Below are 26,211 nucleotides of genomic sequence, written 5' to 3' on the forward strand. Positions count from 1 at the left end.
GACGGTCACTTGACGTCACACCGTGCAAGCCGTCTGCAAGGAACGCAAGCGCCACATCGAGGGTTCCCCGCCGTACGACGGCGCGAGTGGGGTCAGGAGGGGGTGAGGGTGAGTTCGTCGATGTTGGGGCCGCCGTTGGCGGTGGTGGCGGTCGCGCGGATCCTGTTCGTGCCCGCCGTCAGGGTGACGGTGACGGTCCTGTCCGCCCAGGTGTCCCAGTCGGCGGTGCCGTTGAAGGCGACGCCTGGGACCGCCGTGGCGCCGTTCACCGAGACGTCCAGCGGGCGGTTGACGGTGGTGCCGTTGGCGTACCGGAAGGTGACGGTGGCGGGGCCGGCCGAGGCGGCCTCGACGGTCCACTCGATGGAGCCGCCGGTGACGTTGACGTAGTCGACGAAGCCGCTGCCGGTGTAGCCGGTGTGGTCGGTGGCCACGGTGGCCTGGGAGAGGGTGGCTTCCTCGGCCTGGTAGTCGGTGCTCGGGCCCGGTCCTCCGGACCCGTCGGCCGGGACGGTCCGGGTGGTGACGTTCCACCCCGACACCCGCACGCTCGGCGCGGACCCCTTCAGGTCGGAGGTCCGGTAGGTGGCGGTGAGGGTCGTGGACTCGCCCGGCCAGAGGCTGACCGCGTTGTCCGACCACTGCACCGGCAGCACCGGCCTGCCCGCCGAGTCGACCACATGGGCGTCGAGGTAGAACGCGGGGACCTTGCCCGTGCCGGTGTTCGTCAGCGTCACCGTGGTCGTGGTGGTGGGACCGGAGGACGAGGACGAGGCGGACGCCGACAGCGGCGACCGCGCCATCCCGGCCAGGCCGGTCAGGTCGGCGTAGCTGCTGGTCGGCACGTAGTACCAGTCGTTCTTGGCCCAGTCGATCACGTCGGCCTTGGTGGACAGCCAGTACACGTTCCTGTCGATCTCGCGGCCGCCGTCGCTCAGGGTGAGGCGCACGAGGTAGGTCGTGGACAGGCCGCTGATCGACGGGATGGTGACGGCCGTGGCGTTGCCGCCGTCGCCCGGCACGGTGACCGTGGCGGTGTTGGTGTACTTGTTCGTGCCGTCGAGGTTGCAGACGTCGGTGCGCACCGTCAGGCCCGGGGCCGCCGCGTGGTTCTGGTTCACCACGACGACCTTCTTGTTGTCGTAGGAGTACAGCACGTGGAGCGGTTTGTTGGCCTCGCGGGCGCCGTGGTACGACCCGCCCTGGTCGAGGTAGGTGTCGAACAGTTGCCAGTGCAGGGAGCTCCAGCCGCTGTTGAGCATCCAGTAGATCACCCCGGTGGAGGGGTCGCCGGAGTCGGTGAAGTTGCGCCGGTAGGCCTCGTACTGCGCCCTGATGTTCTCGTACTGCTGCAGCTGGGCCTTGCGGACGTAGTCGTCCAGGCTGGTGGCGGTGCCGTACCTGCCGTTGATCGCGTTGTCGAAGATCTTGAGGGTGTTGAAGGTGCCGGACGGCGAGCGGTGGTACTGGGCCGCGTTCGGGCTCTTCCACAGCGTGTCGAGCTCGCCGGCGGACATCATCCGCTTCAGTGAGTCGAGGGTGGGGACGTCGGGCCCGGCGCCGGTCTCGGAGTTGAAGCCGAACGCGCCGCCCTCCCGTTTGGTGAACCAGTAGTTCGGCGGCACCCAGTCGTACGGGCCGGTCATCTTCATGCCGGAGGAGCCCAGGGTGGGTGAGGACTTGTCGGAGGCGGCGGCGACGACGGGGGTCTTCCAGTCGGCGGCGTCCAGCGCGGCCAGGTAGTTCGTCTCCTGCTGGGCGTTGGGGGCGAAGTCGCTGCCGATCAGGAAGGTGAAGACGCTCGGGTGGTCGCGCAGCCGGACGGCCTCGGCGGTCATGGAGTCCTTGGCGACGGTGTAGTCGGTGGGGTTCCAGGTGTCGCCGGGCTCGCTCCCGTTGGTCTGGCCCTCCCACTTGTCGCAGCACTCCCAGCCGGCCATGACGAGGATGCCCATCTGGTCGGTCAGGTCGAACAGCTCGTCGTTCTCCAGGTGGCCTTCGAGCCGGATGGTGTTGAGGCCGAGGTCGCGGACGTACCGGAGCTTGTCCTGCGCGTACACCGGGTCCCAGCGCAGGAACAGGTCCGGCGACCAGCCGCCGCCGCGGATGAGCAGCGGCCTGCCGTTGATCTTGTAGAGGCGGTGGCCGCTGCCGTCCAGGGACGAGGTCACCGAGCGGATCCCGAACCGGGTGTGCGCGGTGTCGCTGGCGGCGCCGCCGACCGTGGCGGTGAGGTCCAGGTCGTACAGCGGCTGCCCGCCCATGCCGTACGGCCACCAGACCTGCGGCGAGGTGATGGACTGCGTGAAGGTCAGGGTCTTGGTCTGCCCGGCCGCGAGGTCGACGTCCTGGCTGAGCCGGGAGGAGCCGAGGGTGCCGGACACGGTCGCGTGGACGGGGGCGCCGGAGTCGTTGCGCGCGTCGACCTTGACGGTGAGGTCGGCCCGGTCGAGCCCGGAGGTGAGGCCGGTCACCACGTGGGCGCCGCGCAGGGCGACGGGCCCGCCGCGCCGGACGACCACGTCGCGGAAGATGCCCATGTTCTTGTCGGGCGGGGTCTGCACCCAGTCGATCCAGCCCATGGTGAGGTGCTTGTTGGGGTCGTTGGGGTTGACCTTGAAGGCGACGGAGTTGACGCCGGGGTGCACGAGCGAGGTGACGTCCAGTTCGTGCCGGGTGTAGGCGCCGGTCACCTCGGCCGCCGTCGCCACCTGGCTTCCGTTGACCCACACGTCGGCACTGGAGATCACGCCGGTGACGTCGAGGAAGGTCTTCAGGCCGGTCTCACCGCCGAGGGTGAAGTCCGACCGGTACCACCAGGGGACGGCGAAGTCCGCGGCGGGGATGTTCTTCATGTTCGTGGAGTAGAACGGGTCGGCGTACTTGCCGTTCTTCAGCAGCCCGGCGAGCACGGTGGAGCGCGGGCCCACGGGATACCAGCCGGAGGCCGCGTAGCCGGGCGTGGAGATCGCCGCTCCGGAGTCGGCGACCGCGGACGACGACTGGATCCGGTATCCGTCGAGGGGCGAGGCGGCGACGGCGGCCCGGACCGCCGCGCCGCCTCCCGGCGTGGTGGCCGCCAGGGCCGGGACCCCTCCCCCGGCGGCCAGCGCCGACACGATCGCGGCCAGCAGCCGCGCTCTCACCCAGGTACGCCTGCCAACTGTGACCATCGGTAGCTCCGGTGGGGCAAGGTTAGTTAAGGAGCCTCCTTAACCATTGCCCTGGATTTTGAGCCCACCCGATGGATCAGTCAAGGCCACCGGCTCAGAGCGGCACGGCGAACACGACGCGGCGGTGCCGGAACTCGGTCAGACTCCAGAGCTGCCCCTTCTCGCTCCAGCACGTCAGGTCTTCGGGGCCGACCGGGAACCTGCGCACCGCGGTCGTCTTCCCGCCCTCCACCACCAGCAGCGAGCCGTTGCTCGCGGCGGAGGCGGCCTGGCTGAGGTACCAGCGGCCGCCGCGCGACAGCGCGCCCTGGATCTTCGCGGCCGGGAGGGCGTAGGCGTCCGAGGCCGCCACCCGGCCGTCGGCCCCCGCCGCGAGGGTGCCGTCCGCCGCGATCGGCCAGCGCGCCACCCGTCCCACCTTGCCCGGCTCCTCGGCCGGGTCGACGTACTCACCGGAGACCAGCGTGTGGGGGCTCGTGCTCCGGTCGACGGCCGCGAAGGAGAACCTCGCCGATCCGGTGCCCGTCCAGGTGTCCACCTGCGGCATCACGTACCGGTAGCCGTAGGCGTGGTACCGCCCGCCCTGCAGCCCGATCTTGTCGTCGTCGCCCTTCACCTCGTAGATGTGCCGGGTGTCGAACACCCGCAGGCCGCGGGAGGTGTCGGCGACGTAGATCAGGTCGCCGTACCAGGCGATGCCGCCCGCGTGGATGTCGATCGCGCCGTACGACGAGCCCTTGGGCAGGACCAGCAGGACGTGCCGGTACTTCTTCGTCGCCGGGCTGAGGAACGACAGCCGGATGCCGCGCTCGGGCTTCGGCCCGTCCGGCTTCCAGTACCAGCTGACGGCCAGCGCCTGCACGTCCTTACGCCCGGCCTCGGAAGTCGCGGTCACGCCCTGCGGGTACCAGTCGGGGGTGTCGTCGTCGCCGTCCTCCCAGCAGTACCAGTCGGCGGGCCGGGGGTCCATGGAGCCGAACGCCGTCGTCCTGCCCTTGTGAGCGGCGTCGCGGTTGGCGTCGGCCAGCACGGTGGCGAGATCACGTCTCGGCAGGGCCTTGGCCAGCGTCTCCACCGCCTGTGGAAGGTCGCCGGTGTTCCGCCGGAGCAGGAACGGCGCCGGGTCGGTCGCGGTCATCAGGCTGGAACTCACGCGGATGTCCCCCCGTCGTGGGTCAGGAGCGGGAGGCCACCTCACCCCACTCGGCGGCGTCCCCGCTCAACCGAAGATCAACCCCGACAGTCTCCCCCAGGCGCGACATATCCGTCTACGCAATCAGGAATTCGGCATACCGGTGAGCCCTGCCCTGGCCTCACGGGGCGTGCGGCCGTACCGGCCCCGGAAGACGCGGGCGAAGTGGGCCTGGCTGGAGAATCCCCAGCGATAGGCGACGTCGGCGATCCTCGTCCCCGCCGCGCCCGGTGCCGAGAGCTCGGCGGCGGCCCGCTCCAGCCGGCGGTCGAGGATGTACCGGGCCGGCGTGGTCCCGGCCGGCTCGAAGACGCGGGAAAGCTGCCGGACGGAGATCCCGAGCGTGCGGGCGACCTCGGCCGCGTTGAGCCGGGGATCGTGCAGGTGCCGTTCGATGTGCTCCTTGGCCGTGAGGAGCTGGGCCGGCGGGGAGGCGGGGCCGCCGGACCGCTCCAGCGCGAGCAGGCGGATCAGCCCGAGCACCGCCTGCCGGGTCTCCTCCGGGCTGTGGCCGCCGCGCATGGCGACCAGGTCGCCGAGCAGCGAGCGCAGGCTCGACACGAGCCTGCCCTCCTGGACGGACCCCCTGCCGAACAGCGTCGGCACGGGGACGCCGCCGGGCAGGCACACCTCAGTGAACACCTCGCGGGGGATGTCCACCAGGATCTGGCCCATGGAGGAGGAGAAGCCGAACAGGTACGGCCGCCGCGTGTCGTACAGCACGAGGTCGCCGGCGGTGGCGGCCAGGCAACCGTTCTCGTGCAGGAAGACCGCCTCGCCCCTGAGCAGCAGGCTGGCGAACACCGAGTCCTTGGGGGTGGACCTCGCCATCTGCGGCGTCCGCTCGATCACGTGCGCGTTGCCGGCGATGTGCGCGAGCCGGACGTCGGCGAGCCGGATGTTGGTCTGCGAGGCCAGCAGGCCGCTGTCGGAGTAGGACCTGCAGGACAGGCCCACCAGCTCCCTGCGGTTGTACTCTTCCCAGTAGTCGATGCGCTCCGCGGGCGCGACGTGTTCCGTCGTCGCCCGGGAGATCACGGAGACGGCGTTCGGTGGCATTACCGGCCTCCTGGTTGCCCAACACCTAACGCAGAAGTATGTCCGGTTTTATACGCAAAGATAGCCTCCGTCCACTGGGAGGACCGCCCCCGTGACGTAGGACGCGGCGGGCGAGCACAGGAACGCGATCACCGAGGCGACGTCCCGGGGCCGGCCGTAGCGCCCGAGCGGGATGCGGGCCAGCACCTCCGCGGCGGCCCTGGGGTCGTCCAGCAGGCCGCGGGCGAGCGGGGTCTCGACGAACCCCGGGGCGACCGCGTTGACCCGCACGCCCTGGGGCGCGTACTCGGCGGCGAGCGAGCGGGTGAGCTGTGAGATCCCTCCCTTGCTGGCACTGTACGCCGGGCGGTCCCTGCTGCCGAAGAAGGCGAACATGGAGGAGACGTTCACGACGCTGCCGCCCGTGCTCGCCAGACCGGGCCGGGCGGCCTCGCAGGCGACCATGGTGGCGGTCAGGTTGACGTCGATGACGCGAAGCCACCGGTCGAGGTCGTACTCGCCGCGGTCGTGGCTGACGCCGGCGCAGTTGACGAGGACGCCGATCGGCCCCTCGCCGGCGATGAGCCGGGCCAGGCCGTCCCGGTCGAGGACGTCGTGCTCGACCGTGCGCACGCGCGGGTGCGCGGGCCGCTCGGCGGCCACGCGGGGCGCGAGGCCGAGGGCCACGACGTCCGCGCCGAGTTCGGCGAACAGGGTCGCCGTCGCCGCGCCGATCCCCGAGGTGCCGCCGGTGACGACCACGGTGCGGCCGGCGAACAGGTCGTCCCGCAGGCCCGCCGACATGTCGATCATGGACGTACGCCCCCTCCGCCCGGCCGTACCAGGACCTTGATCTGGTCGCCGCCGCGCAGCAGGGCCTCGAACCCGTCGCGCACGACGTCCTCCAGCGCGATGGTGGAGGTGACGATCGCGGCCAGGTCGACGCCCTCCTCGACGAGCCGGACCAGCTCCGGATAGACGTCCCGGTACCCCACGGTCGCGATGATCGACTGCTCGTTGTTGACCAGGGCGAACGCGTCGAGGCCGACCGTCCCGCCGAGGCCCGCCAGCACGACCCTGCCGCCCTTCCTGGTCGCCGCGAGGCAGGTGCCCAGCGTGCCCTCGGCGCCGACGACCTCGAACGCCACGTCCACGCCCTCGCCGCCGGTCGCCCGCCGGATCAGGTCCGGGACGCCCTCGCCCGCGCGGACGTCCACCAGGTCCGTGGCGCCGACCCTGCCCGCCAGGGCGAGCCGGGCGGGCGAGAGGTCGGCGGCGATGACGCGGCCCGCGCCCTGCCGCGCCGCGAGCATCACGATCAGCAGCCCGATCGGGCCGAGGCCGAGGACCGCGATCGTCTCGCCGGGACGGATCGCGGCCCGGCGCAGGGCGTGCAGCGAGACGGCCGCGGGCTCGAACACCGCCGCCTGCTCCAGCGGCACCGAGTCCGGCAGCCTGTGCAGCATGTACGCGGGCACGGTGGCGCGCTCGGCCATCCCGCCGTTCCCCATCAGGCCGGCGAAACCGAAGTGGCGGCAGATGTTGTACTCGCCGTCGCGGCAGCGCGGGCAGGTGCCGCACCGGTAGTGCGGCTCCACCGCCACCCGGTCGCCCGGCGCGAGCCCCGTCACCCCGGGGCCGACCTCGGTCACTGTGCCGCAGAACTCGTGGCCGAGCACCAGCGGCGCGACCGCCCCGGACTCGGGGTGCGGCTCGGTGACCGGGATGGCGTGCGGGCCGTCGGCGTACTCGTGGAGGTCGCTGCCGCAGATCCCGCAGTAGGCCACCGCGACGGTCGCCTCCCCGGGGCCGGGCGCGGCGACCTCCACGTCGACGACGCGGACGTCGCGCGCCCCGTACCAGACGGCGGCCTTCACGCCGCCCCTCCTTCCACCAGGGCGGTCTCCCCCGCCGTACCGCGGCGGCGCAGTACGGCCGGAGCGGTCTCCCGCAGGCCGAACGCGAGCAGGACGACGGCGACCGCCCCGCCGGTCGCGATGAACATGGCGGTCTGCAGGCCCCACAGGTCCGAGGCCCAGCCGGAGATCATCGGGCCGAGGAACCCGCCCGCGAGCTCGCCCACGCCCATGATCAGGCCGAGCGCGGTCGCCAGCGCGCCGGGCGGCACGGTCTCGGCCGGGATCGTCGCCATGAACAGCGTGAAGCATCCCAGACCGGTGTAGGTGAGGAGCATCAGCGCGCCGAGCGCCAGCGGGCTGGACACGTACACGATGGCGATCGGGCAGAACACCGCGAGCGTGGTGAAGCCGATGAGCGCGGGCTTGCGGCCGATCCGGTCGGAGATGCCCGGCGTGGCGAAGCCCCAGAGCACCCACGCGACGCCGAGGCAGGTCATGACGCCGCTCATCGCCCCCGGCGTGAAGCCCTTCACCTGTGTCAGGTAGGTGGGGGTGAAGGTGATGAGAGTGACGAACCAGGTGAGGTAGCAGCAGGCGATCAGCATGCAGATCACGACGTTCCGCTGCTTGATCACATCCCGCAGGGCGGCCCTGGGCGGGGCGGCCACCGGCGCCGCGGCCGGCGCCGGCCCGCCCTGCGGGGGCCGTTCACGGACGAACTTCGCGATCAGCGCCGCCACCACCAGGCCGGGGACGATGGTGACGTAGAAGGCGGTGCGCCAGCCGAAGGCCTCCGCGACCCAGACCACGGCGATCGGCGCCACGATTCCGCCGAGCAGACCGGCGGACGAGCCCTGCAGCAGGCCCATGTTCAGCCCGCGCCGGTTCTCCCGCGACGCCTCGACCATCAGCGACTGGGCCATCGGGAGGACCGCCCCCTCGGCCGTGCCCATCAGGGCCCGCGCGGCGAGCAGGCCGGCGAACCCCGACATCAGGCCGGACACCGAGGAGAAGAGCGAGAAGAGCACCACGGCGCCGATGAGGATCGGCTTGCGGCGGCCGAGCCTGTCGGACAGCCGCCCGGCGATCATCCCGGACACCGCCCACGTCAGCGCCAGCACGCCCGACAGGGTGCCCAGCTCGCCGTTGGACAGGCCGAAGTCCTTGTCCATGTAGGGCGCGAGGAAGGCGAGGGCCTGCCGGTCGAAGAAGACGAAGCCGAAGGCCAGGAACAGGAGAAGGAGGAGAAGGTTCTCGTACCGCCGGGCCGCGCGTTCCGCTGCCGCCGGGGCCGACGAGGTGATGCGGGTCATCACGGTCTTCCAGAGGAGAAGGCCACGCGGGCGGTCAGCGGAACAGCGAGTTGACGTAGTCGGCGCCGATGCCGACCTTCTCGTAGTGCTCGCGGCACATGGCGATGTAGTCGTGGACGTCGAAGATGCCCTCGGGCTCGCCGTTCTCGTCCAGCCAGACCAGCGGGCCCTTGACGATGAAGTACGTCTTCATCGGCTCGCCGCTGTCGTAGGCGACCAGCGTGTGCCCCTCGCCCGGCGCCTCGTAGACGAAGTCGCCCGCCGTGGCCGTCCAGTCGCGCTCCAGGTACCCCCACTTGCCGGAGATGGTGTAGGCGAACACCTCGTGCGGGTGGTAGTGCCGGTTGACCAGCCCGGCCTCCTTGGCGCGGAGGATGTCGGCCCAGCTGTTGTCCTTGACGTTGATCCAGAGGGGCCGCGACCCGACGGTCTCGCTGAACGGGACGTAGTAGCGGTCGTCGTCGGTGGCGACCTTGGAAAGATAGACTTCCGGCAGCGCGTCCGGCTTCTGCGAGTTCTCGATCGGCTTGAGGTCGTGCCAGAACTCCGAGGTGGGCTTTTCGGGCATGTTTCCAACTCCTTACAGGTGTTGGAGAGAGTGAACTCTGACGTGCCGCCCGTGTCTTTCCCATCCCGGACGTCGCGGTTTGCCCATTCGGGACATGCCTCGGCCCAGCAGGGCACCTCGAACGACGTCAGCACCACGTCCACGTGGGCGCCCTGGTCCTCCCGCATCGCGGACACCCGGTGCGGCGCCGCCGTTGCCGCCTTACGCTTTTTGAGCACCCGCGGCGGTAGGCATAGGCCGCATGACGAACCGAACATCGTTGGCGGCACTGACGCTGGCCCTGACGGCGCTGGTGGCGCAGCCTTCCGCGGCGGGCGCCACCACCGTCTCCAGCCCGAGCGTGTCGTGGAAGTCCTGCCCCACCTACTCCGACGAGGTGATCCGGAGCCTGGGTGTGGCGCAGGATCACGTCGCGAACTTCCGTACCCTGATGAAACGCCTGGAGTGCGGGACGGTCAGCGCGCCGCTGAACCACGATGACCCCGGTGGGCCGAAGATCGACATCGCTGTGACCCGGCTGGCCGCCACGGACGAGGACCACCGGCTGGGCACTGTCGCCGTCCTGCCGGGAGGGCCGGGCGGCAGTGGATATCTGGACCCGATCCTGCGGGCCGCGCTCAGAAACGATGAGATGGCCGAGCTGAACGAGCGGTACGACATCATCGGCTTCGACCCTCGCGGGGTCGGGTACAGCACCAAGGTCGTCTGCGAGCCCGGCCCGAGAGGCCCGGACAAGCCGGGCCCGCTGACCGAGGAGTCGGCCAGGAAGATCTACGACCACCAGGTCGCGGCCAACCTGAAGTGCGCGAACTCCGACCCGGACTTCCTGCGGCAGCTCACCACCGACACCGTGGCCAGAGACCTGGACCAGGTACGGACCGCACTGGGCGACCGCGCGCTCAACCTGCTCGGTTTCTCCTGGGGCACCTATCTGGGCGCTGCGTACCGGAGCCTGTTCCCCACTCACACCGGACGGGTCTTCCTGGACAGCCCGGCGCCGCCGTGGACCCGTTTCGACAGGCACATCGAGGAGAGCGCCGCGGCGGTCGAGCGCGACTTCGGCCGCATGGCCACCTGGCTGGCACGCCGTGAGGCGATCTACGGCCTGGGCACCACCGCCAAGCAGGTGCGTGAGCAGGTGGTGAAGCTCGTCACCGCCTACGACAAGAACCCCAAGACTTATACCGACCTGCCGCAGCCGATCGATGGCTCGGCCGTCGCCAACCTGGCCGGGCGCAACTCGACTGAGTGGGCACGCGCGGGCAAGGCCCTCTCCGAGCTGCGGACGGCGACGGCCACCACCGCCCCGCCCACCGTCAAGGAGCTGCTCGGCGCCCAGATGAGAGCACCTCTGCCCGGCACGCCCGAAATGACGAACATGACCATGAACTGGGCGGTCACGTGCAACGAGGACAGCAGCCGGCCGAGTTTCGCCACCGCCTGGCATGACTACCAGCGGCTCCAGAAGCGTTTTCCGGCGACCGGCCGCGCCTGGGGCACGACCGCGCTGTGTTCCGGCTGGCCGCTGCCGGTGCGGCAGGCCACGCTGAAGCGGGACGGCGGATCGCTGGTGCTGGCCGCGCACCTGTACGAGTACATGTCCGTCTACGACTGGGCGCTGCAGACGCGCCGCGTCATCGGTGGCACCGTCTACAAGGTGGCCGACGACGTGCACGTCTCGACCACCAAGGTGCCTGAGTGCGCCGCCGAGGTGGTGAAGTACTTCGAGACGGGCCGGATCGACGCGGGCTGCCCGGGCCTCAAGCCCCCGAGCTGACCTCGGCCATGGCGGCGAGCCGCTCGGCCGCGGCGGGCCGGCCGGCGCGCTGAGGGATGTCCCTGGCCGCCCGCCTGCTGCGCCGCGCTCTGACCTGAGGCATGACGAGGATGTCCCGGACGTCTGCAAAGATGCGGGGAGTCCACGATCGCGCGCGCCCCCCACGGGGCGCGTTTCAGTGCCGCCCTGAGGAGTTTCTGGATGAACCGGAGAGGTTTTCTCGCGCTGGCCGGCGCCGCCGGCCTGGCCGCCCCGACTTTCAGCCGGCCGGCGTACGCCGCGAGCTACCCCTTCGCCGCCCGCCGCATCCCCGCCGAGGCCCAGACGAAGCTGAAGGAGCTGGCCCCCCGCGGCATCACGTCGTTCGCCTTCACACCGTCCAACGGCTGGGTCATCGTCACCCAGGACGGCCACTACTTCGCCCGGGGCATTCCCGACGAGTGCTTCACCGAGCTGGGCAAGCGCATCGCCGCCGGCTGGCGGATCCACTGCGTCGCCTTCCCCGCCGAAGGCGGGAACCGCTGGGTGATCACCGGGGACAAGGGGGTGTCCGCGCGCGGCATCCCGCAGGCGTGCTACCAGCGGGTCCTCGACTGTTACAAGGCCGGGCAGCAGGTCGTCGACGTCGCCTTCCCGCCGGCGGGCGGCGACCGCTGGGTGGTGGCGGCCACCAAGGACTTCTTCGCCCACGGCGTCGACGACGAGTGCTACCAGATGATGCGCAACCTGACGCAGGGCGGACGCCGGGTGACGCGCGTCGCCTTCCCCCGCGCCGGAGGGTGGGTGGTCGTCGCACAGGACGACTTCTACGCGCGCGGCATCGACGACGAGTGCTTCACCCAAATGAAGAGCCTGGCCGCCGGCGGCTGGCAACTGCACAACCTGGCCTTCTCCCCCGTCAACACCGGCTGGTCGATCGCCTCCCGGGGCAAGGTGCCGGCGCTGCCCGCCGACCGCCCGCGGCAGGTCGAGAACGCCGTGGGCGGCTCGACCATCTGGCAGCGGATGAGCTACTGGAAGACACCGGGCGTCGCGATCGCGGTCGTGGTCGGCAACAAGATCGCCTGGTCCACCGGCTACGGGCGGCTGGAGGCGGGCGGCGCGGGCGCCGCGCACCCCGAGAGCGCCTTCCAGGCCGCCTCGATCAGCAAGGCCGTGAGCGCCATCGGCGTGCTGCGTCTCATGCAGACGCTCAAGCGGCCGCTGACCGACGACATCGGCCCCTACCTCGACTGGACCCTGCAGCGCCGCTCGTGCGTCTCACCGACGGCGGTGCCGACGATCGACCGCGTGCTGGCCCACCGGGGCGGCGTCATCGGGCGCGGCTCCACCTCCCCGGCGGACGCCTGTTCCGGCTTCAGCGCCGGAGGCGGCGGCTTCGCCGGTTACGGCCCGAACGCGACCGTGCCCTCACTGCTCCAGGTCATGAACGGCGAGGGCAATTCCCCCAAGATCGAGCTCACCACCGATCCCGGCGCCGAGTACCACTACTCGGGGGCGGGGTTCGTGCTGCTGCAGCGGATGGTGGAGCAGCAGAGCGGCCTGTCGCTGGCCGAGTACATGGACAAGGAGGTGTTCGGGCCGCTCGGCATGAAGACCAGCTCCTACGCGCTGTCCCCCTCGTTCGAGCTCGCCGCCGGCCACACCACCGCCGGCGCCGTGATCCCCGGCAAGCGGTACCGCTACCCCGAGTCCGCCGCCGCCGGCCTCTACACCAACGTCCTCGACCTGTGCCGCCTGGTGTGCTACCTGAACAAGGCCTGGACCGCCTCCGGCGACATCGCGGGCCCGCTCACCAGGTCCTCCGTGCGGACACTGCTCAGCCCGGGCCCCCAGCCGGACATGGGCCGGGGCTTCTTCATCGCCGGCTCGGGCACCAAGCAGTTCTCCTACGGCCACGACGGCTCCAACTACGGCTTCAAATCCGTGTTCAAGGGCTACCCCGAACTCGGCGCCGGCTACGCCGTCATGGTCAACGGCGACAACACGCCCCTGGTCAACGAGATCGCCGCCGCCATCAGAAAGGTCTACGGCTGGGCCTGACCCCACCCGGCGGGGCCGCCGAGCCGCGGCCCCGCCGACACACCCCCGCCGCCGGCCGGCGGAGGCCGTCACCTGCCTGTCCTCCTGGACCTCTGGATCACCTCTTCGGTCGTCAGCGGGCTCTTCGGGTGGTGCGTGAGGCACAGCGAGGCCTGGATCCGCTCGAAGGGACCGCCCTCGACGGCCGCGTAGAACTGCCCCGCGCCCAGCCTCCCGATGTGGGGGACGTCGCCGCCCTTCACCCGGGCCATCTCCCTGGCCGCGCTGATCTGGATGGGACTGTTCAGCAGCCCGAAGAACTGGGTGGCGGCGTTCCCCGGGATGCGGTTGTGCAGCCCCTTCGGCGCCTGCGTCGCGAACACCAGGCCGAGGCCGTACTTGCGCGCCTGCGATGCCAGGGCCAGCGTGCTGTGGGTGCAGGCGGTCATCGCCCCGGACGGCGCGAAGGTCTGCGCCTCGTCCATGACGAACAGGCCGCCGAGCGGCCGGTCTCCCGCCGGGTGCTTCTTGATCCAGGCGAACAGCGCCATCTGCAGCTGGTTGACGAAGCTCTGCCGCTGCTCGTCCGACTGCAGCCCGATCAGGCTGACGACCGAGACCCTGGCCCGCCTGCCCTCGGGCGGGGTCAGCAGGATCCCCGGGTCCATGGCCGTGCCGGAACCCCCCAGCAGCGGGTCGTTCACCATGGCCGCGGTGAGGTTCTGAGCTATGTCGGCGGCGAGCCTTCCGGCGTGCAGCAGCTCGCTCACCCCGTCCGGCAGCGAGGACAGCACCTCGATCAGCCCTCGCAGGCTCGTGTGGCCGCGGCGCCCGTAGTAGGTCAGCGTCTCCCGCAGCACGGCGAGGCCCTGGTGCACCTTGTTGGTCGTGCCCACCAGCTTGGCCCGGGGGGCGAGGGACGCGACGGCGGTGTCCACGGCCTCGCGGAACTCGTCGGGGTCGTCCGCCACCCCGCCGAAGTCGGGGAGCGGCTGGAAGGAGAGCGGGCGCCCTCCGTCCCGCAACGGCGTCCAGACGGCCACGTCGGTGTTCGCCAGGTACTCCTCGGCTCGCGCCGCGTCGCCCGGGGCCCACTGGGCCAGCTCCTCCGGCCATCGGTCGCCGAGCCGCGCCAGGTCGTTGTTCGGGTCCAGCACGATGGCCGAGACCCCCTGAAGCGCGCACTCCTCGACCAAACGGCGCAGAAGCACCGTCTTGCCGGACCCCGACCCGGCGAAGACGGCGGTGTGCTTGCGCAGCGCCTCCAGCTGAACGGCGACCGGGCCGCCCCCGTCCGCGGCCCGGCCGACCACGATCGACGGCCCCGCCCCGCCGGCGCCCCGCCCCCGCGACGACGCGGCGGCCTCCCGGATGGTGGGAACGGATCCGGCGTCGATCCGCCCGTCCGTCCCCTCTTTCGTCGGCTCGGGCCCCTCGGCGAGACCGGCCCACACGTCCGCCAGCGCCTCGTTCAGCAGCTTGATCTCCCCGGTCGGCCTCCTGGCCACCAGCCAGGCCCGCAGGTCCGGCGGGTTGTCGGCCATCAGGTCCCGGAGGGCGGCCAGCGCCTTGAGGTCCTGCTCGTCCACCGGGAGCGTCCTGCCACCCGCCCGCTCGAACGCCGCCAGAGCCTCCCTGGTCCGCGGCCCGGACCCCCACGGCGCGTTGCGCAGCAGGAACAGCCGCCGCTGGGGGGCCTCGGCGTCGAGCCCCGCCGCCAGGCACGCCGTACGCAGCCGGTGCAGCGCGGCGACGGCGTTCTCGGCGGCGATCGCCCGGAACGCCCAGTGGGCCTCGTCTCCGATGGACTCGTCCAGCGTGCGGCGAAGCCGCGCGTGGAGGGAGGGTTTGGAACTCGGCGGAGGATCCAGGGTCAGCGCCTGCCCGGCTTCGCCCCGCTCCATGATCCAGGCGGTGAGCCCGGCGGCGAGGAGCACAGGGACCACCGCGTCCTCGCTCGCGGGGGCGAGGGCGTCGGCGACCTCGGCCGCGTCCCGGAGCGCCGCGAAGCGGGCGTCGAGGGCGTCCAGCCGCTGGGGGGCCACCGCGCCGTCGTCACCGCCCGCGACCGGCGCCGTGCCGGCCAGGGTCCCCAGCTCGGTGACGCGGCCGTTCACCCGGCAGGACTGGATGTGGGCGTCGACCTTCATCAGCAGCTGCCGGGGCGTGTAATCGGGGGCGTCGTCGAAGGCCGACGGCAGCACCGGCCAGGTCGGGTACGGCGGCCGGAACCCGAGCGCGCGGAACCGCGCCGCGAACCGCTTCTCGACCAGTTCCCGGCCGATCTTGGAGTCCGGGACCGTCATGAGCGGAACGGCCTCCCGGAACCGGTCGCGGATCGTGTCGGTCGCCGCCTTCTGGATCAGCACCCAGGTGAGGGGAAGGCAGGACAGCACGGTGAGCGTCCGGGAGGTGTACTCGCGCAGCCCCATCAGGCCGCCCGCGATCTGCTCCAGCACGAGGGACTGGCGCCAGTCGAGCTCGGCGTTGTGCATCATGCTGATGGACGCCTGCGTGACCAGCGGATCGAACTGGTCGACCGCGATGACCGACGGGCCGGTGAAGGCGAGCAGCCGGGAGACGTCCTGGACGATCTCCTGCGCCGACTTGCCGCGGCGTCGCATCCCCCAGGCCGCGCGCTCCCCCGGTTCCTCCTCCGGCTCCGACAGCAGGTAGGTGTGCCCGACGTCCTGTGCCCGCAGGTCGTCCGACGCCCGCAGGACCAGGGCCCGCAGCGTGTCCTGGGCCTCTGTGCCCACCCGCCCGTCGAACCGGCGAAGGCCTTCCACGAAGACGTCCAGCGCGGCCTTCGTTAGCGGAGCCTTGCCGACCAGTTCCCGGCGCACCATGCGCGGCACGCCGACGTACGACGACAGGCGCAGCAGGAACATCCGCAGCTGGCTCTCACCGTCGACCTGCCGGGCCAGGCTGTCGAGCATCGAGACCAGCACGCTCTGCCAGAAGTCCCTGGCGTCGAGCAGCCCGACGAGGAAGAAGTAGCCGCCGTCCTCCTGGACCCTCTCGCGCACCCAGCCGAGCAGGTGGGTCTTCCCGGTGCCGCGCTGCCCCTGCAGGACGAGCCCGAGCGGGCTCGCCTCCACGCTGTCGCCCACTTCTGAGAGCCCGTCGAGGATCATCTGCGCGGTGCGGCGGTTCAGCCCGTCGACATGGACCTCAGAGGGCCGCCACACGTCCCCCGGCCCCTCGGTGTAGTTGAACCTCAACGCCTCCAGCGCGCGGCGCTCGTCGTCCGTCATCACGCTCCGATCCACAGGACGTGCTTCTCCTGGTCGCCGATGGTCACCGCCGCCTCGCGGTCCTCCGGGGTGAGGGTCTTCTGGTTGGACTCGGGGACGATGTTCACGTCGGGGAGACGGTTCATCGCCCTGAGGGCCCGGTCCACCTCCGCTCTCGGCACCTCTCCCAGGCGCCTGCGAAGCTCGGTCAGGCCGACGTACGCACCGGGCCGGCCGCCGATCTCGGCATAGGCGGCCCTGATCCGGGCCTGGACGTCCTGCTCGGGGGAGGCGGGCGGGGACGGAACCGGGGGTCCGGCCGGGGCGAGGTCGCCGGCCGGGGCGAACACGTCGGCCAGGACGTGTCCCGTGCGCTGCATGAGCTGCTGGAGGCCCTGGGCCAGCACGTAGGCGAGGGCGCCCGCCGATCCCGCCGGCCGGGCGACGCCGACGCGGAGCTCCTCCCCGAGCCGCGCCCATCCCGCCTCGGTCAGCACGTGTCCGTACGCCCGTCCCCGCTTGTGGCTTTCGACGAGCTTCATGGCGTTCAGCCGCTTGCGAGGCGTCCCCGTCAGCGTCAGGCCGTAGGCCTTCTCGAGCTCGGGGTTGGAGACCTCTCTCGCCTCGCGCATCAGGACCACCAGGGCGGTCAGTTCGGGCAAGGACAGTTTCTCGTCGGGCACTACCCGTTCCTTTCCAACGTTCCAAAACGGCGGTCGCGCAGGAACCCCTCCAGCACGCCGACGACGGCGCCGACGTCGTCCAGGACCTGCGTGTTGGTGAAGCGGAGCACAACGAAGCCGTCCGCGCGCAGTCGCGCGTCACGCAGGTGGTCGTCGGCCTGGCGCCCTCCGCGCCAGTGCTCCCGGCCGTCGATCTCCACCACGCACCGCGCGTCCCGCCAGAGCAGATCGACCCTTATCGGGGTGGCGAGCGGATGCGGGCGGTAGGTCTGGTTCCAGGCCCGCCCCCACGCCCAAGGGAGCGGCGCCAGGGCGGCCTCCAGCGCCTTCTCGGCCCTGCTGCCCGGATGCGGTTCGCCCGCGACCGGCGGGTAGGCGATGGGCGGCCGGGGGGCCTGTTCCCCCGCCGCGATAGGGGCGTTCTCGGTGGGGCATCCCGGCACGTGGATGGTCGCGACACGGTCGACGTACGCGAGCGGGGCGCCGGCGAGCCAGACGGCGAAGTCGCCGTGTCCGGCCAGCCACTCGCATCCCGCCACGAGCACTTCCTCCTCCAGCGGGGAGAACCCCGCGGGCACCCGCACGAGCAGCGCGGCCCCAGGCCGTCCGGATGCCGCCGCTAGCACTCGCGCGAGCCCCGCCGCCCGCACCTCCGGGCCGAACCGGGTCGGCCGGCGGGGTCGTCCGGTCAGAGCGGCTTCGGACAGGTCGGCGAGGAACGGTCCAAAGTGTGCGCCGGCGGAACTCATGCGCACCGCGAGGGACCGGACGGCGGCCACTCCCCCGCCGCCGGGGTGGTGGACGCCCTCGGCGCCCGGGAGCCAGGCCGGGAAGCATTCCATGGCGGCCGATTCGAGCTCGCGCAGGACCGTGGCGACCATTTCCGCGACGGACGGCGCGGGGGTGGCGTAGTAGGTCAGAATCGCCGGCGAACCCTCGGGGAGCGGACCGGCGGCCGATACCGGGCTCCCTTCACCGGATCCGCTGAGGCGGACGACTCGCCCTGCCGGCACTTCCGCCCACCCATCCGCCATGCCGGTTCCCTTTGCTCTGACCAGACCGCGTCCGCAGAGAGTATCCGTCTTTTCACGTGTTGCACATGTATTTACCGAAAGCTCAGTTGTTTTCCGGAATAATGCGCGCCTTATTCAAGAAACGGTCTGCCCTAAAAAGGGTGGGCCCGACGTACGGCGGTGCCGTACGTCGGGGGCCTGGGTCGGGTGGTCAGGTGGTCGTGCAGGTCGTTCCGTTCAGGGTGTAGGCGGCCGGGGTGCTGTCGTTGGCGGACCAGGTGCCCTGGAAGCCGAAGGACGTGGTGCCGCCCGCGGGGATGGAGGCGTTGTGGGCGGCGTTCCTGGCGGTGACGGAGGTGCCGCTCTGGCTCACGGTGGCGTTCCAGGCGTTGGTGATCTTCTGGTCGCCGGGGAAGGCGAAGGCGAGGGTCCAGCCGTTCACCGCGGTGCCGCCGCTGTTGGTGATGGTCACGTTGGCCGTGAAGCCGCCGGGCCACTCCTGCTTGGCGTAGGCGACCTTGCAGGCGGCCCCGCCACCGCCGTCGCCGGAGCCGCCGACGCTGTAGGAGAAGTCGTTCACCGCCAGGCCCGCGCCCCCGACCCAGGGCTCGAAGCCCGCCTGGACGCTCGTCATGTACCAGGAGCTCTGCGCGTATCCCCGGGCGAGCATGTCGTCGTAGAAGGCGCTGACGGGGAAGCTGATCGAACTGGTGGGCGTGGTGCGGACGTAGGAGACGACGTTCCAGCCGGTGTTGCCGAACCAGACGTCCCACGTGCCGCCCGCGAGGCTGACGGTGGCGACCCGGGAACCCACCGGCTGGACGCTGCCGGTGCGGTTGAGCCAGACCATCAGCTCCGCGCCGGTGTTCTGCCCGTCGGTGCGCGCGGTCGGGTCGAACCAGATGTCGTAGGAGGCGTCGTAGACCCCCGTGGAGGGGTAGGTCATTCTCACGCTGGTCTGGACGCTCCGGAACCGGCTGTCGGACACCCGCATGGGGAGCCCACTGCCGGTGGAGCAGTTCGCGTAGTGGCAGCCGGCGTAGATCGAGGGGTAGGAGCCGGGCGCGCCGTTCTGCGGCTTGTTGTGGCTCGCCTGGGTGACGGTGAACCCGGTCCCGGTGACATTGATGCACTGCTGGGTGTCGTCGCCCCAGTTGTTGTTCTGCACGACGTACTTGCCGCCGGCGATGGTGGTGGAGCCGTACTTCTGGCAGATCGCGGTGTCCGCGCGGGCCGGGCCCGCGACCGCGACGCCCGTGAGGGCCGAGGCGGCGACGGCGAGGACGGCCGCCAGGGCTCGGAGTGCTCGACGTTTCATCTTCGCTCCGGGGACGAGAAGGGTGGGTGGGAGCGCTCCCATATTCCTCGTGACCCTAGGTCCGCCGGACGTCCCCGCGACAGCGCCCGTCAGGAAGGCCGCCCCTCCCCTGCCGTCTGACCAGGCGTCATGCCCGTGCGGGAGCTGAAAGTTTCAGCGGAGCCCAGCGCGCGGGCGGCCTCGGCCACGTTGCCCGGCATACGGCCGAAGATCAGGCCGTGGAAGGGGCGCAGCGCCTGCCAGTACAGGTGCCCGAGCAGGCCGTGCGGGTGGAAGATCGCCCGCTGGCCGTACACCGTCCTGCCGTCCTCGCGCCGGCACGTCAGCTCCAGCCAGGCCAGCCCGGGCAGCAGCATCTCGGCGCGCAACCGGAGCAGGCGGCCCGGCTGGACCTCCTCCACGCGCCAGAAGTCCAGGGCGTCGCCCACGCGCAGCCGCGCCGGGTCACGCCTGCCCCTGCGCAGCCCCACCCCGCCCACCACACGGTCGAGCAGCCCGCGGAGCCGCCAGGCGCCCGGCAGCGAGTACCACCCGTTGTCTCCCCCGATGCCCTCGATCACCCGCCACAGCGCCTCGGGCGGCGCGTCGACGACGGCGCCGCGCTCCTCGACGTACAGGCTGCCGCCCGCCCAGTCGGGGTCGGTCGGCAGCGGGTCGCTCGGGGCGCCGGGCGTGGAGGCGGACGACCAGCGCGTCACCACGTCGGCCTCCTTGATGCGGCGCAGGGCCAGCATCACCGCCTCCCGGAACCCGATGAGGCCCTCGGGCGGGTCCGGGACGTACCGGGCGATGTCGTGCTCGCGGCACACCGCCTCGTTGCGCAGCGACTCCACCAGCGGCCGCGCCACCCCGGAGGGCACCGGGGTGACCAGCCCCACCCAGTAGCTCGACAGCCTGGGCGTCAGCACCGCGACCGGGATGATCAGCCGGGGAGGCAGGCCCGCGACGGCGGCGTAGCCCTGCATCATGTCGGCGTAGGTCATGACGTCCGGGCCGCCGATGTCGAACGCGCGGTTCACCTCGCCGGGGACGCCGACTGCCGCCACCAGGTAGCGCAGCACGTCCCTGATCGCGATGGGCTGGGTGCGGGTGCGCACCCAGCGGGGCGTGGTCATGGCCGGCAGCCGTTCGGTGAGGTACCGCAGCATCTCGAACGAGACCGACCCCGAGCCGATGATCATCGAGGCCCGGTACGCGACGGCGGGCACCGGCGAGTCGAGCAGGATCCGCTCCACCTCGGCGCGCGAGCGCATGTGCGGCGAGGGCCGCTCCCCCGGGGAGAGCCCGCCCAGGTAGACGATGCGGCGCACCCCCGCCTCCGCCGCCGCCCGCGCGAAGATCCTGGCCGCCTCGCGGTCCTTCTCGGCGAAGTCGCGGCCGGAGGCCATCGTGTGGATCAGGTAGAAGGCGACCTCGACCCCTTCGAGCGCGGCCCTGGTCTCCTCGCGCCGGGTGGCGTCCGCCTCGGCCAGTTGCACGCGGCCGTACCAGTCGTGGTCGCGCAGCCGGCCGGGCGATCGCGCCATGCAGCGCACCTCGTGCCCGGCCTCCAGCAGCCGCGGCACCAGCCTGCCGCCGATGTAACCGGTCGCGCCGGTCACCAGGCACAGCGTCATGTGACCACCCCCGCCTTCCTTCGTACCGGAGGCCCTACCCGGTCGCGGGCCGCCACGTGGGGCGAACTCCGCCGAGGTGGCCTCGCCGGGCGGGATGGGTCAAAATACGTGCGCGGGTGGGCGCGACCCTCCGGCCGTCCAGGTGCCGGGCAGGGGACGCGAGCGGGTCAGGGGAGGCGGCGTGGGCACCGAGAGGCAGACGGCCGAGATCATGGTCGCGGAGGCCCGGAAGGCGTTCTGGGTCATGGTCGGGTTCCTGGCGTTCATCTGGCTGGTCCAGATCGCCAACTGGGCCGGCGGGTACGCCCTGAGCAGGTCCTTCGGCATCGTCGCCCGCGATCCCTCCGGGCTGCCGGGCATCATCTCGGCGCCGTTCCTGCACTGGAGCTGGGAGCACATCGAGGGCAACTCCGGGCCGCTGTTCGTCTTCGGCTTCCTCGCGGCCTACCGCGGCGTGGTGAGGTTCCTCGGCGTGACGGCCCTGATCGCGCTGGCCAGCGGCCTCGGGGTGTGGTTCGTGGCGAGCGGGCACAGCGTCACGGCGGGCGCGAGCGGGGTCGTGTTCGGCTACTTCGGCTACATCCTGGTGCGCGGCCTGTTCGACCGGCACGGCATCGACATCGTCGTCGGCCTGGTGATGGCGCTGTGCTTCGCCTACCAGTTCACCGGGCTGCTGCCGTCCGACGAGTTCAGCTGGCAGGGGCACCTGTTCGGCTTCGTGGGCGGCATCCTGGGCGGATGGCTGTTCCGTGACCGGCGTCCCCGGGCCGCGGCGCAGGGCGAGGCGGCGCGCGGGGTCGCCGGCTCGGCCCCCAAGGGCCTGGGCCGGCCCGACGTCACCAGCGGCGACCCCTCCCGCGCCGCGCTGCTCAAGGAGCTCGACGACCTCGGTCTGTGAGGCCGCCGGACGGCGGTGCCGTCAGTACGACTGGAACTCCACCAGGTTGCCCTCGGGGTCGCGCAGGTGGGCGGTGCGTGCCGTCGGGCCCCATTCGGGCCGGTCGGCCGGCGGCGCGACGACCCGGCCGCCGTACTTCACGCCCGTCTCGGCGGCCAGCGCCACGTCGTCGACCTTCAGCACGATCATGACCGAGTCGCCGGCGGCCGGCGGCGCGAGTTCGGTGAGCCGCTCCATCATCGACCGGTCCAGCAGCGCCAGCAGGGCCTCCTCGCCGAGGTCCCAGTTGGCGTACGGGCCGGACGGCTCACCCTTCACGCGTGTTCCGCCGGCGACCTCGGTCAGCACGCCGTCGTAGAAGCGGAAGCTGTCGGCGAAGCGCGAGACCAGCAGGCGGGGATACAGGGCGTCCATCGTCGCCTCCAAATGATTGGTCGTCACCAATGATTGGTATGGCCCTATCCTGTCGGGGTGACCGATATCGCGCAACTGCCGCCGTCCCTGCTGGGGATCACCCCGTTCCTGCTGTCCAAGACCGGGCTCGCCGGGCGGCGCGGCATGGGCGAGCGGCTGGAGTCGGTGGGGCTCGGCCTGTGGCATCTGGCGGTCCTCGCCGCCCTCGCCGACTTCGGCCCCTCCTCCCAGCGCGACCTCGGCAGGCGGCTCGGCATCGACCCGAGCGACCTGGTCGCCGTGATGGACACCCTGCTCCCCCGCGACCTGGTCGTACGCGACCGCGACCCCGCCGACCGGCGCCGCTACTCCGTCTCCATCAGCCCCGCGGGGCGGGAGGCGCTCGCCGAGGCGCTGCGCCTGGCCCGGCAGGTGCGCGACGACCTGCTGGCCGGGCTGGACGAGGACGAGCGCGAGACGCTGCACCACCTGCTGCGCAAGGCCTACGCGGCGCTGGACGCCCGCGCGGCGTACTCACCCGGCACCGGTATCGTGCCGGTGTGACCGTCCTGATCGATCCCCCGAACTGGCCGGGGCCGCGCGGCCTGCTGTGGTCGCATCTGGTCAGCGACAGCTCGCTGGAGGAGTTGCACGCCTTCGCCGCCCGGCTCGGCGTCCCGCCCCGCGCGTTCGACCGCGACCACTACGACGTGCCGGAGACGGTGTACGACCGGGCGATCACCCTGGGAGCGGACCCCGTCTCGTCCCAGACGCTGGTGAAACGCCTGATCGGCGCCGGCCTGCGACGGCGGCGCACCCGCGCCTGAACCACCCGGAACCCGGGGAGGCGCCGGGTCACCCTTGTGCCGGACGGCCACCGGTGAACCGCCGGGCGTCCGGTCAGGACGGCACGCCGAGCGCGGCGAGTTCGGCGCGGACGTTCGCGCGGGCCGCGGCCTCCCACAGCTCCCGGCCCGGCGGCGTGCGGTACAGGCGCGGCATGGCGAGCAGCGTCCCCAGCACATGCGCCCGGCCCGCCCTGAACGCCTCGTCCGGCACGTGGCGGTACTCCTCGCGCACGGCGCGGGCGTAGGCGCCGTAGTCCGGCCCGGCGAGCACGGCGAGGTCGGCGTCGCACAGCACCTCGCCGTCGCGGTCGCCGGGCGCCGGGTCGTGGCCCGCCGTCAGCCGCACCAGCCGCGCCACCTCGGCCACCCGTCCGGCGGCGGCCGGCAGCCTCGGCAGCCGGGCCTCGGCCAGCTGGGCGCTGCGCTCCTCGTCCCAGCCGGGCCGCCCGTCGTACACCGCGTCGTGGAACCAGGCCGCCAGCCGCACCGCCACCGGGTCGCCCGCGAAGCCCGCGAGCGGCTCGATCGCGTCGAGCACCGCCCTCAGATGGCCGAGGGTGTGGTAGCGCCGGTGCGGCTCGGCCCAGCGGGCGGCCAGCTCGGCGCCGAGCGCCTCGGCCGCCGGAGTGCCGCCCGCCGTCGCACGCCATCGGGCCGCGAGATCACGCATGCCCTCATCGTGCCACGTGGGTCAGTCGGCGACGTACGAGACCGACCTCACCTCGTACCCGCGCGCCGCCCCGCCACGGACGTGCATCAGCATGGCGCCGCCCTCGTAGGAGTACGCGCAGGCCTGGCCGCCCTTCTCGGGGTTGCAGCCCTGGAAGGTGTAGCCGGTGCCGCCGAACTTCGTGGTGAACAGCTTCTTCACGGCCGCCGTGGAGGCGATCTCCAGGCCTCGGGTGCGGTCCCCGGCCTTCCACGCCGCGAAGAGGTACTTGGCGGCCTTGGGCGCGGAGGTGAGGTGCCGCGACTCGTACACCTTCGTCACGGTGCCGCCGGAGACGACCATGAAGATGCCGTTGAGGCCGCCCGGCACGCGCACGCTGGTGTGCACGAACCGGCACGCGTTCGCGGCGCAGCCGGCGAAACGGTCCGGCGTCCGGTAGGCATAGGCGAACAGGGTCGTGACGGCGGCGGGCGTCGCGACGGCGGCCGCGGCCTTCTTGTCCCGCCGTGCCCACGCGGCCAGCAGCTTCTTCGCCACCGCCGCCGGCGCGGTCCGGATTCCGCCCTCGGCCGAACCGGGCACGGCCACCGTCTTCCCCTGTGCCAGCGCGGGCGCGGGAAGCGCGAGCATCCCCGCGATCACCGCCGTCGCGGCCGCCATCGATCCACGCATGTCGCTAACTCCGTTTCCCCCCGGAAAGCCCCTGTGGCTCCCACGGAAGGACGCCCGGCCGCACGCCCTGGTTCACCTCACCCGCGCGGCTCGCCCAGCAGCGCGCCGCGCCGGCGGCCCTCGCTGGTGGCGGGCTTGCGTCCCGGTGGCCGGGGAAGGTCGTCATGAAAGGGACAGTGGCCCCTTCACTCCACGGAAGGGACGCGTCCGGGAGGAGAACGCCTGAACGTTCGTCCTGTTCGATATCTCCCCCACCAGCGAGGACCCGTCATGCGAGCCATCACCGTTCGAGACCGCGCCGCCGGTCTGGCCGGGCTTTCCCTGACGGAAGAGCCATACCCGCACGCCGCCGAGAACGACGTCGTCGTCCGGGTGCATGCCGCAGGTTTCACCCCCGGAGAGCTCGACTGGCCGGGAACGTGGTTCGATCGCGCCGGCCACGACCGGACGCCCAGTGTGCCCGGGCATGAGGTGTCGGGTATCGTCGCCGAGCTGGGATACGGGACAGCCGGTCTGACCGTCGGCCAGAGGGTGTTCGGGATGACCGACTGGACCCGTAACGGCTCACTGGCCGAGTACGTGGCGGTGGAGGCCCGCGACCTCGCGCCGCTGCCGGCCGGCATCGACCACACCGTGGCGGCCGCACTGCCGATCTCGGGACTGACCGCGTGGCAGGGCCTGTTCGACCACGGCCGCCTGGCTGCCGGCCAGACCGTCCTGATCCACGGTAGCGCGGGCGGTGTCGGTTCTGTCGCGGTGCAGCTCGCACGCGAGGCAGGAGCCCGGGTGATCGGCACCGGCAGGGCCGGCGACAGGGAGACCGCACTCGGCCTCGGCGTGGACGCCTTCCTGGACCTGCAGGCCGATCCTCTTGAAGATGCCGGTCAGGTCGACGTGGTGTTCGACGTGATCGGCGGTGACATCCTGGACCGCTCGGCCGCGCTGGTGCGCGCCGGCGGCACACTCGTCACCATCGTCTCGCCGCCCACCGTCCGGCCCCGTGACGGGCAGGCGATCTTCTTCGTCGTCGAGTCCGATCGTGCCCGGCTCACGGAACTGGCACGGCGGGTCCGGGACGGACGGCTCCGTCCGATCGTCGGGGCCGTGCGGACGCTCGCCGAGGCGCCGTCCGCGTTCACGCCCGCCCAGCGCACCCACGGCAAGACGATCATCCGGGTCACGGAAGGCGAATAGCCGGCAGGCCGGCTCAGTCGGCCGGTGACGTCGCGTCGGCTCGGCCGCATTTGAGCAGGCCATCACCAAGGCTTGAATCAGCCCCTGGTTGGGCTCCGAAATCCCGGACAGCCTAATCATCACTCCTCCTGACCGATGCCCATCCCCAGGTGAACCACTTCAGCTGTGTGGGCGGAATCCGGGACGCCTCGCGATCACCCGGTGCGCCTGAGAGGTCCAAGCAGGATAGGAGAGCCGTCATGATTCGAGTACCGTTCGCCGGTGGCCTTCTGGCTGCCGGAATGTTGACCGCGTCCGTCGCATGCGCGCCCCCAGCAGAACGCGCGACCGGCCAGGTGCCGGTGGCCGCCACGGTTTCGCAGCCGCCGTCCGAGACGCTGTCGCCTCTCTTGGAACGGGCGCTTCCAAACGTCAAGGGCAAGACGTTCACCTCAGCGATCGTGAAGTTCCCGCCCGCCGCACGCGCGGTGCCGCATCGGCACGGCAAGGCTTTCGTCTACGCCTACGTTCTCGAGGGCACTGTGCGCAGCCGGCTCGAAGGCGAGCCGGTGCGCACGTACCGCCGAGGGGAGAACTGGGTCGAGCAGCCGGGCGCCCACCATGTGCTCACGGAGAACACCAGCCGGACGCGACCGGCGAAGCTGTTGGTCGTCTTCATCTCCGATACGGGAGACAAACTCAAGGTCGACGATCCGCCAAGGTAGGGCTGTCGGCTGGGCGCTACGGCG

22 protein-coding genes are annotated in these 26,211 nt (G+C 71.7%); 7 read left to right on the forward strand and 15 right to left on the reverse strand.

From position 1 onward, the window contains the following. Positions 1-92: 92 nt before the first annotated feature. The 7 genes from KIK05_RS17160 to KIK05_RS17190 all read right to left on the reverse strand — a co-directional run bounded on the left by KIK05_RS17160 (position 93) and on the right by KIK05_RS17190 (position 9,143). A complete protein-coding gene (locus KIK05_RS17160; RefSeq protein WP_214411728.1) occupies positions 93-3,173 on the reverse strand; it encodes a glycosyl hydrolase 2 galactose-binding domain-containing protein in 3,081 nt (1,026 codons plus the stop codon). A gap of 94 nt (positions 3,174-3,267) precedes the next feature. Continuing rightward, a complete protein-coding gene (locus KIK05_RS17165) occupies positions 3,268-4,326 on the reverse strand; it encodes a hypothetical protein (RefSeq protein ID WP_214411729.1) in 1,059 nt (352 codons plus the stop codon). Positions 4,327-4,449: 123 nt separating this feature from the next. Then, positions 4,450-5,424 (reverse strand): helix-turn-helix domain-containing protein, encoded by a 975-nt coding sequence (locus KIK05_RS17170; RefSeq protein WP_214411730.1) that lies wholly within the window; start codon positions 5,422-5,424, stop codon positions 4,450-4,452. Positions 5,425-5,472: 48 nt separating this feature from the next. Continuing rightward, positions 5,473-6,216, reverse strand: coding sequence for an SDR family NAD(P)-dependent oxidoreductase (locus KIK05_RS17175; RefSeq protein WP_214411731.1), 744 nt, complete (start codon positions 6,214-6,216; stop codon positions 5,473-5,475). Then, positions 6,213-7,280: a 2,3-butanediol dehydrogenase gene (locus KIK05_RS48885; protein WP_214411732.1), complete on the reverse strand. Its 1,068-nt coding sequence runs from the start codon at positions 7,278-7,280 to the stop codon at positions 6,213-6,215. The genes KIK05_RS17175 and KIK05_RS48885 overlap by 4 nt, the downstream gene beginning before the upstream one ends. Next, positions 7,277-8,575 (reverse strand): MFS transporter, encoded by a 1,299-nt coding sequence (locus KIK05_RS17185; RefSeq protein WP_214411733.1) that lies wholly within the window; start codon positions 8,573-8,575, stop codon positions 7,277-7,279. The genes KIK05_RS48885 and KIK05_RS17185 overlap by 4 nt, the downstream gene beginning before the upstream one ends. Before the next feature lie 34 nt (positions 8,576-8,609). Beyond that, on the reverse strand, positions 8,610-9,143 hold the full coding sequence (locus KIK05_RS17190) for a 2,4'-dihydroxyacetophenone dioxygenase family protein (RefSeq protein WP_214411734.1): 534 nt from the start codon (positions 9,141-9,143) through the stop codon (positions 8,610-8,612). A 241-nt stretch (positions 9,144-9,384) separates the two neighbouring features. Between KIK05_RS17190 and KIK05_RS17195 the strand changes: the two genes are divergently transcribed. Both KIK05_RS17195 and KIK05_RS17200 read left to right on the forward strand, forming a co-directional pair. After that, on the forward strand, positions 9,385-10,920 hold the full coding sequence (locus KIK05_RS17195; RefSeq protein WP_214411735.1) for an alpha/beta fold hydrolase: 1,536 nt from the start codon (positions 9,385-9,387) through the stop codon (positions 10,918-10,920). 201 nt (positions 10,921-11,121) lie between these two features. Further along, entirely contained in the window at positions 11,122-12,963 is a 1,842-nt protein-coding gene (locus KIK05_RS17200) for a serine hydrolase domain-containing protein (protein WP_214411736.1), read from the forward strand. A gap of 68 nt (positions 12,964-13,031) precedes the next feature. Here the strand turns inward: KIK05_RS17200 and KIK05_RS17205 are convergent, their stop codons facing one another. From KIK05_RS17205 to KIK05_RS17225, 5 genes are all read right to left on the reverse strand, one after another. Beyond that, the gene (locus tag KIK05_RS17205; protein ID WP_214411841.1) at positions 13,032-16,199 is read right to left on the reverse strand and encodes an ATP-binding protein; all 3,168 of its coding nucleotides are present in this window, start codon (positions 16,197-16,199) and stop codon (positions 13,032-13,034) included. Further along, on the reverse strand, positions 16,199-16,861 hold the full coding sequence (locus tag KIK05_RS17210; RefSeq protein WP_214411737.1) for a hypothetical protein: 663 nt from the start codon (positions 16,859-16,861) through the stop codon (positions 16,199-16,201). Before KIK05_RS17210 ends, KIK05_RS17205 begins: the two co-directional genes overlap by 1 nt. Beyond that, a complete protein-coding gene (locus KIK05_RS17215; RefSeq protein ID WP_214411738.1) occupies positions 16,861-17,742 on the reverse strand; it encodes an endonuclease domain-containing protein in 882 nt (293 codons plus the stop codon). The genes KIK05_RS17210 and KIK05_RS17215 overlap by 1 nt, the downstream gene beginning before the upstream one ends. A gap of 343 nt (positions 17,743-18,085) precedes the next feature. Then, positions 18,086-19,192, reverse strand: a complete 1,107-nt coding sequence (locus tag KIK05_RS17220) for a glycoside hydrolase family 12 protein (RefSeq protein ID WP_214411739.1) — start codon at positions 19,190-19,192, stop codon at positions 18,086-18,088. Positions 19,193-19,281: 89 nt separating this feature from the next. Then, positions 19,282-20,808 (reverse strand): SDR family oxidoreductase, encoded by a 1,527-nt coding sequence (locus KIK05_RS17225; RefSeq protein ID WP_214411740.1) that lies wholly within the window; start codon positions 20,806-20,808, stop codon positions 19,282-19,284. A gap of 181 nt (positions 20,809-20,989) precedes the next feature. On the opposite strand from KIK05_RS17225, the gene KIK05_RS17230 reads away from it, so the two are divergent. Further along, positions 20,990-21,706 carry a rhomboid family intramembrane serine protease gene (locus tag KIK05_RS17230; protein WP_214411741.1) on the forward strand — a complete coding sequence of 239 codons (717 nt, stop codon included), beginning with the start codon at positions 20,990-20,992 and terminating at the stop codon, positions 21,704-21,706. Positions 21,707-21,727: 21 nt separating this feature from the next. On the opposite strand, the gene KIK05_RS17235 is transcribed toward KIK05_RS17230, so the two are convergent. Beyond that, positions 21,728-22,147, reverse strand: a complete 420-nt coding sequence (locus KIK05_RS17235) for a VOC family protein (protein WP_308249962.1) — start codon at positions 22,145-22,147, stop codon at positions 21,728-21,730. A gap of 30 nt (positions 22,148-22,177) precedes the next feature. Between KIK05_RS17235 and KIK05_RS17240 the strand changes: the two genes are divergently transcribed. Together KIK05_RS17240 and KIK05_RS17245 are read left to right on the forward strand one after the other, a co-directional pair. Next, entirely contained in the window at positions 22,178-22,663 is a 486-nt protein-coding gene (locus tag KIK05_RS17240; protein ID WP_214411742.1) for a MarR family winged helix-turn-helix transcriptional regulator, read from the forward strand. Then, positions 22,660-22,926 (forward strand): DUF4031 domain-containing protein, encoded by a 267-nt coding sequence (locus tag KIK05_RS17245; protein ID WP_214411743.1) that lies wholly within the window; start codon positions 22,660-22,662, stop codon positions 22,924-22,926. The genes KIK05_RS17240 and KIK05_RS17245 overlap by 4 nt, the downstream gene beginning before the upstream one ends. 73 nt (positions 22,927-22,999) lie before the next feature. Here KIK05_RS17245 and KIK05_RS17250 read toward each other — a convergent pair whose 3' ends face one another. After that, on the reverse strand, positions 23,000-23,617 hold the full coding sequence (locus KIK05_RS17250; RefSeq protein WP_214411744.1) for an HD domain-containing protein: 618 nt from the start codon (positions 23,615-23,617) through the stop codon (positions 23,000-23,002). Positions 23,618-23,638: 21 nt separating this feature from the next. Further along, the gene (locus tag KIK05_RS17255) at positions 23,639-24,289 is read right to left on the reverse strand and encodes a hypothetical protein (protein ID WP_214411745.1); all 651 of its coding nucleotides are present in this window, start codon (positions 24,287-24,289) and stop codon (positions 23,639-23,641) included. Positions 24,290-24,559: 270 nt separating this feature from the next. On the opposite strand from KIK05_RS17255, the gene KIK05_RS17260 reads away from it, so the two are divergent. After that, a complete protein-coding gene (locus KIK05_RS17260; protein WP_214411746.1) occupies positions 24,560-25,483 on the forward strand; it encodes an NADP-dependent oxidoreductase in 924 nt (307 codons plus the stop codon). A gap of 239 nt (positions 25,484-25,722) precedes the next feature. Then, the gene (locus KIK05_RS17265) at positions 25,723-26,187 is read left to right on the forward strand and encodes a cupin domain-containing protein (protein ID WP_250562939.1); all 465 of its coding nucleotides are present in this window, start codon (positions 25,723-25,725) and stop codon (positions 26,185-26,187) included. The last annotated feature ends 24 nt before the right edge of the window (positions 26,188-26,211 follow it).

Origin of the sequence: Sphaerisporangium fuscum, assembly GCF_018531465.1 — a bacterium.
In the GTDB taxonomy this organism is placed as follows: Bacteria; Actinomycetota; Actinomycetes; order Streptosporangiales; family Streptosporangiaceae; genus Sphaerisporangium; species Sphaerisporangium fuscum.

Coding starts and splice junctions, on each gene's coding strand:
- KIK05_RS17160 (WP_214411728.1), bottom strand. CDS start 3,173: ATGGTCACAGTTGGCAGGCGTACCTGGGTGAGAGCGCGGCTGCTGGCC.
- KIK05_RS17255 (WP_214411745.1), bottom strand. CDS start 24,289: ATGCGTGGATCGATGGCGGCCGCGACGGCGGTGATCGCGGGGATGCTC.
- KIK05_RS17215 (WP_214411738.1), bottom strand. CDS start 17,742: ATGGTCGCCACGGTCCTGCGCGAGCTCGAATCGGCCGCCATGGAATGC.
- KIK05_RS17170 (WP_214411730.1), bottom strand. CDS start 5,424: ATGCCACCGAACGCCGTCTCCGTGATCTCCCGGGCGACGACGGAACAC.
- KIK05_RS17265 (WP_250562939.1), top strand. CDS start 25,723: ATGATTCGAGTACCGTTCGCCGGTGGCCTTCTGGCTGCCGGAATGTTG.
- KIK05_RS17260 (WP_214411746.1), top strand. CDS start 24,560: ATGCGAGCCATCACCGTTCGAGACCGCGCCGCCGGTCTGGCCGGGCTT.
- KIK05_RS17190 (WP_214411734.1), bottom strand. CDS start 9,143: ATGCCCGAAAAGCCCACCTCGGAGTTCTGGCACGACCTCAAGCCGATC.
- KIK05_RS17250 (WP_214411744.1), bottom strand. CDS start 23,617: ATGCGTGATCTCGCGGCCCGATGGCGTGCGACGGCGGGCGGCACTCCG.
- KIK05_RS17185 (WP_214411733.1), bottom strand. CDS start 8,575: ATGACCCGCATCACCTCGTCGGCCCCGGCGGCAGCGGAACGCGCGGCC.
- KIK05_RS17205 (WP_214411841.1), bottom strand. CDS start 16,199: ATGACGGACGACGAGCGCCGCGCGCTGGAGGCGTTGAGGTTCAACTAC.
- KIK05_RS17220 (WP_214411739.1), bottom strand. CDS start 19,192: ATGAAACGTCGAGCACTCCGAGCCCTGGCGGCCGTCCTCGCCGTCGCC.
- KIK05_RS17225 (WP_214411740.1), bottom strand. CDS start 20,808: ATGACGCTGTGCCTGGTGACCGGCGCGACCGGTTACATCGGCGGCAGG.
- KIK05_RS17200 (WP_214411736.1), top strand. CDS start 11,122: ATGAACCGGAGAGGTTTTCTCGCGCTGGCCGGCGCCGCCGGCCTGGCC.
- KIK05_RS17195 (WP_214411735.1), top strand. CDS start 9,385: ATGACGAACCGAACATCGTTGGCGGCACTGACGCTGGCCCTGACGGCG.
- KIK05_RS17175 (WP_214411731.1), bottom strand. CDS start 6,216: ATGATCGACATGTCGGCGGGCCTGCGGGACGACCTGTTCGCCGGCCGC.